Origin of the sequence: Enterococcus avium (assembly GCF_002891025.1) — a bacterium.
Lineage (GTDB): Bacteria > Bacillota > Bacilli > Lactobacillales > Enterococcaceae > Enterococcus_A > Enterococcus_A avium.
In genome coordinates this window covers 1,867,337-1,879,894 of the sequence record NZ_NBSL01000002.1, presented here as the reverse complement: position 1 = coordinate 1,879,894, position 12,558 = coordinate 1,867,337, and the positions used below count along the sequence as shown (strand labels likewise).

The 12,558-nt window shown below is 39.0% G+C and carries 14 protein-coding genes; 9 read left to right on the top strand and 5 right to left on the bottom strand.

The genetic code is table 11. The features are described 5' to 3' along the window. Positions 1-2: 2 nt before the first annotated feature. The 3 genes from AUF14_RS09565 to AUF14_RS09555 are packed head-to-tail and all read left to right on the top strand — an operon-like array spanning position 3 to position 2,891. Complete coding sequence (locus tag AUF14_RS09565; protein WP_049219644.1) at positions 3-1,124, top strand: glycerate kinase; 1,122 nt, start codon at positions 3-5, stop codon at positions 1,122-1,124. After that, the gene (gene pgmB / locus AUF14_RS09560) at positions 1,117-1,785 is read left to right on the top strand and encodes a beta-phosphoglucomutase (RefSeq protein WP_049219646.1); all 669 of its coding nucleotides are present in this window, start codon (positions 1,117-1,119) and stop codon (positions 1,783-1,785) included. The genes AUF14_RS09565 and pgmB overlap by 8 nt, the downstream gene beginning before the upstream one ends. Then, positions 1,782-2,891, top strand: coding sequence for an ABC transporter ATP-binding protein (locus AUF14_RS09555; RefSeq protein ID WP_049219649.1), 1,110 nt, complete (start codon positions 1,782-1,784; stop codon positions 2,889-2,891). The genes pgmB and AUF14_RS09555 overlap by 4 nt, the downstream gene beginning before the upstream one ends. Before the next feature lie 352 nt (positions 2,892-3,243). Here AUF14_RS09555 and AUF14_RS09550 read toward each other — a convergent pair whose 3' ends face one another. Beyond that, a complete protein-coding gene (locus AUF14_RS09550; protein WP_049219650.1) occupies positions 3,244-3,957 on the bottom strand; it encodes a GntR family transcriptional regulator in 714 nt (237 codons plus the stop codon). Between the two features lie 452 nt (positions 3,958-4,409). Between AUF14_RS09550 and AUF14_RS09545 the strand changes: the two genes are divergently transcribed. Genes AUF14_RS09545 through AUF14_RS09520 form a run of 6 tightly spaced genes read left to right on the top strand, consistent with a single transcriptional unit; the run spans position 4,410 to position 9,932 of the window. Further along, the gene (locus tag AUF14_RS09545; RefSeq protein ID WP_048721168.1) at positions 4,410-4,742 is read left to right on the top strand and encodes a PTS lactose/cellobiose transporter subunit IIA; all 333 of its coding nucleotides are present in this window, start codon (positions 4,410-4,412) and stop codon (positions 4,740-4,742) included. Between the two features lie 3 nt (positions 4,743-4,745). Continuing rightward, on the top strand, positions 4,746-6,173 hold the full coding sequence (locus AUF14_RS09540; RefSeq protein ID WP_049219654.1) for a PTS sugar transporter subunit IIC: 1,428 nt from the start codon (positions 4,746-4,748) through the stop codon (positions 6,171-6,173). Between the two features lie 21 nt (positions 6,174-6,194). After that, positions 6,195-7,637, top strand: coding sequence for a glycoside hydrolase family 1 protein (locus AUF14_RS09535; protein WP_049219656.1), 1,443 nt, complete (start codon positions 6,195-6,197; stop codon positions 7,635-7,637). A 22-nt stretch (positions 7,638-7,659) separates the two neighbouring features. Beyond that, positions 7,660-7,986, top strand: coding sequence for a PTS sugar transporter subunit IIB (locus AUF14_RS09530; RefSeq protein ID WP_048721174.1), 327 nt, complete (start codon positions 7,660-7,662; stop codon positions 7,984-7,986). Positions 7,987-8,028: 42 nt separating this feature from the next. After that, the gene (locus AUF14_RS09525; RefSeq protein ID WP_049219658.1) at positions 8,029-9,081 is read left to right on the top strand and encodes an oxidoreductase; all 1,053 of its coding nucleotides are present in this window, start codon (positions 8,029-8,031) and stop codon (positions 9,079-9,081) included. Next, positions 9,078-9,932: a DUF7916 family protein gene (locus AUF14_RS09520; RefSeq protein WP_049219660.1), complete on the top strand. Its 855-nt coding sequence runs from the start codon at positions 9,078-9,080 to the stop codon at positions 9,930-9,932. Before AUF14_RS09525 ends, AUF14_RS09520 begins: the two co-directional genes overlap by 4 nt. 81 nt (positions 9,933-10,013) lie before the next feature. On the opposite strand, the gene AUF14_RS09515 is transcribed toward AUF14_RS09520, so the two are convergent. The 4 genes from AUF14_RS09515 to AUF14_RS09500 form a co-directional block, all read right to left on the bottom strand. After that, positions 10,014-10,460 (bottom strand): hypothetical protein, encoded by a 447-nt coding sequence (locus AUF14_RS09515; protein WP_049219662.1) that lies wholly within the window; start codon positions 10,458-10,460, stop codon positions 10,014-10,016. Between the two features lie 75 nt (positions 10,461-10,535). Then, entirely contained in the window at positions 10,536-11,333 is a 798-nt protein-coding gene (locus AUF14_RS09510; protein WP_227656339.1) for a peptidoglycan amidohydrolase family protein, read from the bottom strand. 13 nt (positions 11,334-11,346) lie between these two features. After that, entirely contained in the window at positions 11,347-11,778 is a 432-nt protein-coding gene (locus AUF14_RS09505) for a phage holin family protein (protein WP_016181381.1), read from the bottom strand. 103 nt (positions 11,779-11,881) lie between these two features. Further along, positions 11,882-12,544 (bottom strand): DUF2922 family protein, encoded by a 663-nt coding sequence (locus AUF14_RS09500; RefSeq protein WP_102866016.1) that lies wholly within the window; start codon positions 12,542-12,544, stop codon positions 11,882-11,884. Positions 12,545-12,558: the final 14 nt, after the last annotated feature.

Below are 12,558 nucleotides of genomic sequence, written 5' to 3'. Positions count from 1 at the left end.
CGATGAAAATTTTAATGATGCCAGATTCATTCAAAGGTAGTCTTTCTGCTAAAAAAGCAGCAACTATCCTAGGAGAAAGTTTCCAACAAGTTTTTCCATCTGCAACGATTGAACTTTTACCAGTAGGTGATGGTGGTGAAGGAACATTGGATGCTTTATCGCAAACTATTTCGATGGAAGAAAGATGGGAGACGGTTAGCGGCTGGAATAGTAAGCCTTTCCCAATGCGATACATGCATTTTCAAGATCAAGCTTTTTTTGAAATGGCTGATTTAGTGGGATTACCGATGTTTTCTGAGGAACAACGCCGACCGTTGGATATCCTTACGATTGGTCTTGGAGAATTAATCATTCGTCTTCAAGAAAAGGGGATGAAGAAAATTTATATCGGTGTTGGCGGAAGTGCAACCATTGATGGAGGGATCGGACTTGCTGCAGGCTTAGGCTATAGATTTTATGACAAAGAAGGAAATCTATTGCAACCGAATGGGCGAAGTTTGTCAAAAATTGTCAGAATAGATGACACAGATGTACAAGAATTGACGGCAGAAATCTATGCGGTGACAGATGTAACGAATGTTTTATGTGGTGCATCTGGCGCTAGTTTTATTTTTGGACCGCAGAAAGGTTTAAAAATTGAAGAGATATCAAAAACGGATGAAGCATTGAAACAAGTTTATCGCTTAATCAATCAAACGTTAATTGATACCCCCGGAAGTGGTGCAGGCGGTGGTTTGGCTGCTGGAATCGCAGGGTTCGCTAAGGGCAAAATCATTCATGGAATCGATTTTGTTTTAGATGTACTAGATTTTGATCAGCGAGCACAAGACACTGATTTCATTATTGTTGGCGAAGGTAGGATGGATCAGCAGAGTATGGCGGGGAAAGCTCCAGTAGGAATAGCTAAGCGAGCTCCTGCTAAAACAACTGTATTAGCAATCAGCGGCAGCGTTGACCAAGAGTTCAGTGATTATGAAGCTTATGGGATTAGCGCGTGTTTCTCGATTATTGGACAGCCTGAAAGTTTAAGTGAAGCATTGGATAATGCTGAGGTAAACTTAAGACGAACTAGCTTATCGATTGCTAGATTAATAAAGAATGTAAGGAGTAACTGTATTGACTGAGTATTTAGGTGCTATTTTTGACCTTGACGGTGTGTTGGTTGATACTGCAAAGTATCATTTTTTAGCATGGAAAAAACTAGCAGATCAATTAGACGTTCCATTTACAGAAGAAAACAATGAATGCTTAAAGGGTGTTTCCAGAATAAAGTCGTTGGATATCCTGCTATCATTAGGAAATAAAAGCTATTCAGAAGATGAACGTAACAAATTTATGGAACAAAAAAATAAAGAGTATGTTCGCTATATTAGCCAGATGGATGAACGAGAAATTTTACCTGGTGTAATTGAATTGCTGAATCAGCTAAAGGATAGAAAATTAAAAATTGCTCTTGGCTCTGCGAGTAAAAATTCAGGACTGATTTTGAAAAATACAAAATTACAGGATTATTTTGATGTGATTGTTGATGGTAACGATGTTTCAAAAGCGAAACCTGATCCAGAAGTATTTTTATTGGGGGCTAAAAGAATAGGTATTCCTGCAAGTCAGTGCATCGTTTTTGAAGACGCCTATGCGGGGATTGAAGCGGCTAAAAAAGCTGGAATGTTGGCTATCGGCGTAGGAAACCGAAAAAGCTTACCACATGCAGATGTGCTTGTTGAAACCTTAGAGAATCTTGATTTATCGGTATTAAAAAGTAAGAAGGATGGGGATATTAAATGACGCAGCTCACACTAAAACATATTCATAAGAAATATGACAATGCAGAAAAATATTCAGTTACTGATTTCAATTTAGAGATTGATGATAAAGAGTTTATCGTTTTCGTTGGTCCTTCAGGTTGTGGCAAATCAACGACTTTGCGAATGATAGCAGGATTGGAAGAAATAACAGAGGGTGAACTGAAAATAGGTGATCAAGTCATGAACGAAGTAGCACCTAAAGATCGGGATATTGCCATGGTTTTTCAAAACTATGCGTTGTATCCGCATATGACCGTTTTTGATAATATGGCTTTCGGTCTAAAACTAAGAAAATATGATCCTGCTGAAATCAAACAACGAGTGGAAAATGCTGCAGACATTTTAGGACTGACTGAATACCTTAAAAGAAAACCAGCAGCACTTTCTGGCGGACAACGCCAAAGGGTAGCTTTAGGGCGTGCAATTGTTCGAGATGCAAAAGTGTTCTTGATGGATGAACCTCTATCTAACTTAGATGCCAAATTAAGAGTATCCATGCGAGCAGAAATTGCTAAGCTGCATCAACGTTTAGGAACTACAACAATTTATGTTACCCATGACCAGACGGAAGCTATGACAATGGCCGATCGAATTGTCATCATGAGAGATGGAGTGATTCAACAGGTTGGAACGCCTCAACAAGTTTATGACACTCCGAAAAATGCCTTTGTTGCTGGTTTTATTGGTTCACCTGCAATGAATTTCTTTGAAGTAACATTAAAGGATGGCTTCATAAAAGACGGTTATGGTTTAAGCTTGAAAATTCCTGAAGGTGAAAAGAACACATTGGTTCGCAAGGGCTATGAAGGAAAAACACTTACTTTCGGTATTCGTCCAGAAGATATCCATAGCGAGCAGATCGCAATTGATTCTTCAGACGGAGCAGTTGTGCAAGCGGAAGTAATGGTTTCTGAGTTATTAGGTGCAGAAACGCTCTTATACACTAAAGTCGGTGAAACGGAGTTTGTTTCCAAGGTTGATGCACGTGATTTTCATAAACCAGGCGCACAAGTAGAATTAGCTTTCAACTTAGGAAAAGCACATTTCTTCGACAAGGAATCAGGAGAAGTCATTAAGTTACTATAATTAAACTAAAGGAATAGGCTTAGAATAGTTGTCATAGAAATAGCCAATCGAACGGACACCAAAAAATAGTAGTTAGTTCGATTTGTTATTAAATATTTTTAGTAAGTTCCTTATGCGCGTTTTTTTACAGAAAAGACTCATACTTAAGATTCTTAAATTATTTGACAGATTAAGCCAATTAGACAGGTGTGTATTAAAACTAAGTATTTTGATCTAATACAAAGATTGTTAACAGTCTCAGAATAAATATGGTTTCTATGTTTCAGTATGAGAGTTTAGAATAAAACGGTAGTAGTGTCCATGTTCACTATTACCGTTTTTATTTTTATCAAATCGCGTTCATAAGAACTAATCAATCTGCAATCAGAACGGTTTCGAAATGAAACTCGCTTGGAATATGATTAGCGATCGAAAATTCAAAAATACGACCATCATCCAAATAAGCTACTTGTTCAACACTCATTAAGAAATCTGTATCCGTTAAGTTTAAGTATTTTTTTTCCAATATTGAGGGTCGAACGCCTGCGATGTTGACATGAGCGCTTTTAACTTTCAGTTTCAATGTATCAGAAATGTATTTATAGATAGAAGTTTCTAATTCCTTCATCGTCAAGCCGCTGATCACATTTGTAGGCATCCAGGTGTATTCAATGATGGAAGGAATTCCTTCTACTTTTCGCATACGAATAATTTTGTATACCAACGTTTCTTGGTCAATACCAAGTTTATCAGCTAATGATTTATCGGGTATCTCTGTAGTAAAGCCGATAATAACCGATTCTACATTGCCATCATAGACAGAGAAGCTTCCTGTTAATGGAGAGTATTTAGTCATTTTCTTATTATGGAAATCCTTAACGAAGCTTCCTGAACCTCTCCGTCGAACAATATAGCCCTCTCGCACAAGAACATTGAGCGCTTTTGTGATCGTCAACTCACTCACTTGATATTTTTGTGCTAAGAGCCTTCCTTGCGGTAATTTCTCATTAATTTTATAAACTCCAGACTCGATGTCTTCCTTTATTTGAGCGTAAATCTCAGTATATTTTTTTGTAGTAGTAGACATTATTTTTCTCCTTATTCGTTTTATAGTAATCATTTTTTCCAAAAGAAAAAATGAGTCTGATTCGAAAGCCATATATCATTCAACTAAAGTGCTGTAATACTAATTAGATAATTTTGCGAAATACCTTTCTATCTGTAAATCCTGAGAAAGTTGAACTGACATCCATATAAAAAAATCTGCAAATCCAGTATAACACGATTTTTTGTTAGGTAAACTATATATATTATGATTAGATAAAATATTATTTTGAAGCGTTTCAAAATTTTTTGATAAAAAAACCATTGACATGAATCTATTAAAACTATATAGTTTTACTCAAATAGGAATGCGCTTTCTTAAACTTGAGTAATTTGGAGGTTGATAGTCAATCTAAAAAGGAAATAAAAGGAAGATATTTTAGGCAAAGCAATTATTAGTGTTATTCAGATTTGATTGAAAGGAAGAGTATTATTATGCAAGGAATGGAAGAGGTTTCATTTAAAATCATTGCATCTGTTGGGGAAGCAAAATCGTTGATCATGTCGGCAATTGGGTTAGCAGGAGAGAACAATTTTGATGAGGCAAATGAACAATTAAAGCAAGCGAAGGAAAAATTTGTGGTTGCTCATAATGCTCACTTTGAAATGATTCAAGCAGAAGCAAGTGGAGAACAGGTAGAGTTAGGGTTGTTACTTGTCCATGCGGAAGATCAGCTGATGACTACAAGTCTGATGCATGAAATGGCTGGTCAAATGGTTGAGATGTATCGCAAAATGTATGAACTGCATGATGATAAGGGGGCGTAATGAATGAAAAAAGGCAATAAAGTGTTAGAGGGTATTAATAACTTTGCGAGAAAAATGGCGTCAATGATTTATTTCAGAGCACTAAGAGATGGTTTTGTTTCTACTGTACCGTTTTTGGTACTGGCTGGAGTGATGATTTTGATCAACAATATTATCATTGCACCAGATACTGGTTGGATTGCTGGATTCGTTTCGGCAGATACTTTGACAATGTGGCAGGAACTAGGAAATAAAATTATCAATGGAACGCTGAATTGCTATTCGTTGATGATCGGAGCGTTAATCGCAAACAGCTTAGCCAAAAATCGCGGAGAAGAAAATCCGATTTTCAGCTCATTAGTAACAATTGCCGTTATCATGATTTTCCTGCCTTTATCTAATTCAATTGTACCCAACGGAGCAGAAAAGGCAGTAGAAATAAGCGGTGTTGCGTCGTTTTCTTATCTAGGAACATCAGGGATTTTTGTTGCGATTCTTGCGGCTATACTATCGACAGAACTATTTGTTCGAATATCGCAAAGTGATAAATTGAAATTTAAGTTCAGCGGAAATGGCATTCCACCTGCGGTATCTCAGAGTTTTGAAGCGATGGCATCTATCATGATCACTTTATTAGTATTCGGATTACTTTCATTTGGAATTCATCAATTAACGAATATGGAAATTCATGAGCTGATTAATAAAGTGATTCAAGCTCCGTTGGTTCACTTAACGACGAGCTTACCAGGGTTTGTAATTCTTTGCTTCTTTACTAATTTGTTATTTGCTTTAGGTATTCATCCAAGCGGGATTGTAAATCCAATCTTGGAACCACCATTGTTAGTAGCGATGAATCAGAATACGGCAGCATTTGCGAATCATCAGGATATTCCCAATATCATTGTGCTGCCTTTCCGTGATATCTATGGTCATATTGGCGGAACTGGGTCAACGATCGCATTGATTATTGCAATTTTCATTTTTAGTCGCAAGAAGGTGAATAAACAATTTGCCGGAATGGCCGGCCCATTAGGGTTGTTCAATATTAATGAACCGGTGATCTATGGATTTCCAGTTGTATTTAATCCGTTAATTATGATTCCTTTTATCATTGGCCCCCTAATTTCTTTCGTCATTGCTTACTTTGCTACATGGGCAGGGCTAGTTTCTAAAATTGTCGTGTATGTGCCATGGTCGATGCCGCCTGTCATCAATGCATGGGTCGCCAGCGGTGGAGATTTTAGAAATGTTATTTTACAAGTGTTATTGATTACAATGATGGTCGCTATTTATTTCCCATTTCTACGAGCCTATGAGAATAGTATGGGAGTAGAGGTAGAAGAATCTAGTATTTCTGAGGCTCCATCAGCTGTTGAAGACGCAGAAGCTACTGCAGCTCCATCTATTGCTAAAGTGTCAGATGAATTCTCAGATTTTTCGGATTTCATGTAATTAAATTTTGGAGGAGATAGGATGGAACATCAAAAACTAAAAGCGTTCCCGAAGCATTTCTTATGGGGATCCGCATCAGCTGCCTATCAAATAGAAGGCGCTTGGAACGAAGACGGTAAAGGAAAATCGGTTTGGGATGAATTTGTCACAATTCCAGGAAAAACCTTTAAAGGAACGAATGGCAATGTTGCAGTCGATCATTACCATCGTTGGAAAGAGGATATCCAACTGATGAAGGAGCAAGGGTTAAAAGCCTATCGATTTTCTGTAGCCTGGACACGTGTATTCCCCCAAGGACGTGGAGAAGTGAACCAGAAAGGACTGCAGTTTTATATTGATTTAGTTGATGAGCTGATTGCAAACAATATTGAACCAGTATTGACCCTTTATCATTGGGACCTGCCTCTAGCTTTACAGGAAGAATACGGTGGTTGGGAAAACAGAAATATTATTGATGATTTTGTAAACTATGCTGAAACACTATTTCAAACATTTAGAAATAAAGTGAAGTATTGGGTATCGTTAAATGAACAAAATGTGTTTACTCATCAAGGATGGCAGATCGCAACGCATCCGCCAGGAAAGAAAGATACTCAGCTTTTTTATAATGTCAATCATATTGCCAATCTGGTCAACGCAAAAGTTATTCAGAAGTTTAGGGAGCTGGAAATGCCCGGCATGATCGGTCCATCTTTTGCTTACACACCGCAATATTCAATTGATAGTGATCCTAAAAATATATTAGCTGCCGAAAATGCAGAAGAACTGTTAGCGAATTTTTGGATGGATGTTTATGTTTATGGTGAGTATCCAAGTGTGATTCTACAGGCTTTGAAGGAACAGGGGATCACGATTGATATTCAATCAGGAGATATGGAAATTTTGCGTGCAGCAAAACCAGATTTTCTAGGCTTGAATTATTATCAATCAGCCACCAATGCTTGGAATCCTTTAGATGGCGTCTCTAATGGTGATCACTATCAAATGAATACGACTGGGAAAAAAGGTACTTCTACTGAAAGCGGCGTTTCTGGGATTCAAAAGACCGTGAAAAATCCTTTTGTTGAAACAACGAATTGGGATTGGACGATTGATCCAATGGGCTTAAGAATTGCTTTACGCCGAATGAACAGCCGTTATCGTCTGCCAATTTTAATTACGGAAAATGGATTAGGCGAGTATGACAAGCTGGAGGATGGACAGATTCATGATTCCTATCGAATTGACTACTTGGAGCAGCATGTAAAAGCGATTCAAGAAGCAATCTCAGATGGTGTAGAAGTTATTGGCTATCATACATGGAGCTATACAGATTTATTAAGCTGGTTGAACGGTTATCAAAAGCGTTATGGATTCGTTTATGTCGATCAAGACGAGACAATGACTGGAACTCTTCAACGTATTCCGAAAGATTCTTATTATTGGTATCAAAAGGTAATTCAAAGTAATGGAGAAACACTTTAAAACGAGTAGGGAGGAAAACAGCATGGCAAATATTTTATTGTGCTGCAACGAAGGGATGTCAACATCGTTTTTAGTAAAGAAAATGCAGCAGGTTGCAGATGATAACGGATTAAAAGTTAAGATTTGGGCAGTGTCTGAACCAAAAGTAGATACTGAAAGTAAATCAGCGGATATTGTCCTATTAGGACCGCAAATTGCTTTTATGCGAGATACAATCGCGGAACGATTGGGCACAAGAATCCCTGTTCAAGCCATCAATGCCGAAGATTTTGGCCGTTTGAATGCTAGTAAGATATTAAAAGAAGGCCTGCTCTTAATCCGAGAAAATCGGGCGAAGCAGGATAAGTAAAGAGACAATTAGATTAGATTGGATTTTGGAAGGAAGAAGACAATGACAGTAACGATGGGATTTATTGGATTTGGAAAAAGCGCGAATCGCTACCATTTGCCATATATTACAATTAGAGACAACATGTGTGTCAAACGCATTTTTGATTTAAACATTAACGAGGAAATGGCAGCACCTTACCGCGAAAAAGGTGTGGCGTTCACAACTGAAATACAGGATATTTTGAAAGATCCTGAGATTGAATTGGTGACCATTTGTACACCTGCACACACCCATTACGAGTTGGCAAAACAAGTAATTGAAGCCGGGAAATCAGTAATTGTCGAAAAACCTTTCTGTGATACGCTAGAGCATGCCAAGGAGCTGTTTGCTCTAGGAAAGAAAAAAGGTGTTTTGGTAATGCCTTATCAAAATCGACGCTTTGATGGTGATTATTTGGCGGTTAAACAAGTGATTGAACAGGGATTTTTAGGGGAACTTAATGAAGTAGAAACACATATTGATTACTATCGTCCTGGCAGTATCTCTGATCCGGCAGTCAAAGAGAATGGGTCCTTTTACGGGTTAGGTATCCATCTCGTGGATCGAATGATCGCCCTATTTGGACGTCCGGATAAGGTAGTCTATGATATTCGAAATAATGAAGCAGTTGAGGCAGTGGATAATTATTTTGATGTTGATCTGCATTATGGGAATTCATTTAAAGTAAAAGTAAAAACTAACCATGTTGTAGCCAGCAGTTATCCGCGCTTTATCGTCCATGGTAGTAATGGCTCTTTCATAAAATATGGGGAGGATCAGCAGGAAAACGACTTAAAAGCTGGTATTATGCCAGGATCAGCAGGCTTTGGAGAGGATTCAGTCATGTATTACGGGATCGCAAAATATCGCAATGCCAATGGTGACTGGATTGAAAAGCAGATCAAAACGCCTGTGGGTGACTACGGTCGCTATTATGATTCTGTCTATGAAACACTAAAAAACGGTGCGCCTCAGTTAGTCTCTGAAGAAGAGGCACTGACCAATATTCAAATTTTAGAGGCCGGATTTAACCAGCCTAGTCCAAGTGTTTATAAAGTGGAGGATTTAACATGAAACGAATTTTAGCCTGTTCCGCTTCAGACTTTGGAAAAGATACTACGCCAGTAGAATTGAAGGAAGCCATCAAAGCATCAGAAGGGCGAGTCATTTTGGCAAATGTCGCAGCTGAATCAGCACCATTATATCCAGAGGTAACGAATGGAGAAATGGCAGCGGCATTTGGAGCAGATCTGCTGCTATTGAAGGCGGTTGATGTGCAGAAATTATCGATAGGCGGAATTGGAGAAATAAACCATCTGTCCCAATTACGTGAGTTGACTGGTACAGGAATTGGTCTGAATTTGGAAATCGCTGATGGCATCCCAACATTTAAACAAGTAAATAGAGAATCTATCCAAGAAGCGATATCTAAAGGTGCGGACTTCCTTTCCTTGACCGCTTACGTGAAGCCTGAGGCAACAGTTGAACGAATCCTCTCAGATATTCGCTTAGTGAGAGAGAGTTACCAAGGCTTATTGATGCTGAATCCGGTGATCAGTCATGGTATGGATCTGTCATTAGAGGCTCTTTTACAATACGTTGATGCCGGTGTTGATCTCCTTGTCTTACCGAGTCCAGGTTCAGTCGCTGGAGTAACTGAAAATCAACTAGCTGAAATCATTTCAGCTGTACGAAAGAAGGGTGCGTTAGTCTCTTGTACAGTAGGGACTTCTCAAGAAGGAACAGATAAAGAATCCATTCAACAAATCGCACTTTCTGCAAAACGAGCAGGTGCAGATGTTTTCGAGCTAGGCGATGCCGGAGTATCTGGAATGCCAGTACCTACGACTATTTTTGATGCTTCAATTGCTATTCGAGGCAGAAGACATACCTTTGTACGAATGGCACGTTCTGCTAATCGTTAAGGAACTAAAAAATTTCATTGAAAAATCAGACAAACACTTTAAGGGTTTGTCTGATTTTTTTCATGTAATGATCTGTCTGAATCAATGAAAGTTCTCAATAACTTCTTTTATATCCATACGGATTCGCCTCATATGGATAAACTTCTTTCCCTGATCCGTTACACTGGCGAGAGCAAATCTCACGACTACTTTGGTTAAACATTCCTTCGAGCAGCAATAAACTGCGTTCTCCCACTTTTTTCGATCAAACCTGATGAAGTTGTTTGCAAGATTTAAGTTGCTGGGATGATAGCTGTAGATATAATCCCCCAGTTCTTCAAGGAATGCGTGTTTACAACCAGGACAAAGGTGCCATTGCCCATCCTGATAATTACTTGGTACGATATGTTTTTCCTTGATTCGAAGTCGTCGGATGGGGTAATGGCTTTTTGTAGGAAAATAATGATTTAAATGGATTAATCGTTCGATTGCCTGCCGTTCAAAAAATGAGTTGTATTTTGGCACAGATAAGATTTTAGTTTGGATCATTTTATCCCCTCATTTCTATTAATTATCAACTCCACGATTAAAAATTACGGGTGTCATCATTCAGAATACATTTCGTCATAGCGTTCCTTTATTCAATCGATCTTGCAGAACCTTTACACAATCAGATTCTGGACTGATCATACCATCTGCAATTGTCCCCATCCTTTGCTGCAAGGCAAGACAGGTGATAGGGCCCAAATTTCCATCTGACGACACACGTAATAAGATCTGGAGTGCACGGATCACATTTGAACCGCCATAACCAAACCGAACAGAAGGAACGAACTGATTGGCACGGTTTACAATCTGACCGCTGATGATCCCGTCTTTAATTGAACAATTCAACATTTCCTGTAGGCGTCTAGTAGTCGCTGGTCCCCAAGAACCATCGATTGATAAGATTCGCTGCTGACTGCTATTTTCACCTGGACCGCTGACGCTTGTATTTTTTACTCGAAAATAGCGCACAGGCAAGCCTGAAAAATCGCCCATCCAACCAATAGCTTTTGTGACTGCGATGTTTTGACAGCCTTTGGAATACGTACAGTGCAAGGCGTCTCCATAGATATCTTTCAAGAACCAGCCAGTGTGTCCCGCTGATCCTAGTGACGCTCCTTCATGACCTGCAACCCATAAATCGCCGCGACGAACATCATTGCGATTAATTTCTTTCAGTAAAGTTCCGTTTAATCCAAAGAGTGTCTCCGTGTTGCCGATAAAAGCATTTTTCGGAAGAAAGCCAGCCGCAATCAGCGAGCGGAATACGAAGCTGGAGCAATCCATCGAACGTTCACCAAGTCTGTATGACATGGAATAGCAAATCTTTCCACGTAACGCCAGCCCGTATTGCAAAGCTGTTTCAGTGTTAGGCAATAAGTCCGCCTCCTTATTGAACATTATTTTCCTGATCATCTTTATCAGGATAGTCATCGACTTTGCTTTCAAAGATCTGCAACCACTTTTGGAGCCAAGTGATCTTCAGACCAAAGTCATGGGCATTTTCTAAGATGGAGCCGATTTCATAGATGATCAATAAAACCGTCCAGATCAGTGCCACATTGACGGGTAAGGTAATACCGACAATCGGCGCGATCTTATCTAATGCAGCGGCACAAATAATCGTTGAAAAGGTGATGAATTTGGTAAATAGGCCATAAAGATTAATGGAGGATGCCCATGTATGACTTTTCAGTGCTTTGCCATATCCCGTTAGAAGGTCCAAACCAGTCATAGACAAAAAGATACCAATGATTGGGACGCTTCCTCCGAATAGATAATCAAGAAGGGTTCCTCCAGCTGAAAATACGATAAGTTTCATTTAAAATACCTGCTCTTTCTTCAAATATACCCCCTAGGATCGTGATCGTAGGGGGTGCTAGTCCTTCCTACGCATGATTAACAGGATTTAGTTGTGAAAAAGCTTATTCTCGTTGATTGCTGGCAGGGTCTTCTTTATTTTTACCCCTTCTTCCGAAGATACGCTGAAACAGTCCTTTATCTTTTTTTGTGTTAGGATTTTCCGCTTTGGAGATACGATTTGTATCAGACTCCTGTTTTTGACCGCCGTTATCAATAGTTTCCACCTGAAGATGTTTATTTGATGGTGGAAGTGCATCCTTTTTTACTTTTATTGAGACTTCTGTAGTTTCTAGCGGTTGAACCTGCGTCAATTGTTCATAATGACGCCCACGTGGTTGGTCTAATGCTGAATTCGAGATAGGCGCAATAAAAGGTGTCCGAGAATTCATTACATTGAATGGAAGGTTTTCTTTTGTTTTTTCTGATGTATCGCTGACTTTAAAATAGCGTTCCTCTGCACAATTTGGTTCGTTGGACTGTGGCTCGTCAGGCGCGCAATCATTTTCTGGATCAAAGATTAGACGTTCTCTATGAGTTAAGACTTTTGCTGTAACCACTGAATCAAATAGTTTTACGCCATCTTGTTCAAAAATATCTAGTGTCGTTAATAGTTCGCAAGCTTCTTTGATTTCTGGCGTTGACAGGTTAGGGTTTAACCCTTTATAGGTCCAGTTGTGTTCTTTGCCGTTGTTTTTTCCAAATGTTACTACTAAATCCTGGTTCATCTTTTTCGTTTCCT